Genomic DNA, 669 nt, shown 5'->3' on the forward strand with positions numbered 1-669 from the left:
TGTCGCGGACGTTGCCCGGGGTGTTGCCGGTCAGGACGCGAGGGTTCTCCCGCCGCTGTTGGCGAGCCCGATCCTCGTGGTCACTGGCCGGTGGTCGTCGAGGAACGGGTTCACGTTCATCGTTGCGAACGGAGGAACCCTCGTGTCCATTCACAGTACCGACCCCACGACCGTGCCCTCGTCACCGGTGCGGGTCCAGGTCGGCATCGACGCCGCGGTGGTGGCCAACCATCACGTGTGCGTGCGGGAGATCCTGGGCGACGGGCAGGTGCGCCTGACCCGGTTCACCACCCCGCCTACCTTGGCCGGCCTGAACGCGCTCAGCGCACGGTTGGGCAGGCACCCCGGGGTGGTCGCTGTCGCCGAGCCGACGTCGATGACCTGGCTCGCGCTATCGATCGCGATGCGTCAGGCCGGTGGTGACCTGTCCCTGCTCGGGGCCCGGCACGCGGCCCGGCTGCGGGGCGCGATCATCGGCAAGGACAAGTCCGACGTCATCGACGCCGACGTGCTGGCCACCGCCGGGGAGGTCTTCACCCTCACCCCGCTGCGTCCGCTGTCCCCGGCGCAGCTGTCGCTGCGCCGGGCGGTGACCCGCCGCGGGAAGCTGGTCGTGGACGGCAACCGGGCCCGCCGCCGGCTGATCTCGCTGGCGCGGTGGGCCTTCCC

1 protein-coding gene is annotated in these 669 nt (G+C 71.7%); it reads left to right on the forward strand.

Annotated elements, in window-relative coordinates:
• Positions 1-142 precede the first annotated feature (142 nt).
• Positions 143-669, forward strand: a 527-nt coding sequence (locus FJR00_RS15535; RefSeq protein WP_202876706.1) for an IS110 family transposase, incomplete at its 3' end; no start/stop codon positions are given.

The sequence above is a fragment of the Ornithinimicrobium kibberense genome (assembly GCF_006519705.1).
In the GTDB taxonomy this organism is placed as follows: domain Bacteria; phylum Actinomycetota; class Actinomycetes; order Actinomycetales; family Dermatophilaceae; genus Ornithinicoccus; species Ornithinicoccus kibberensis.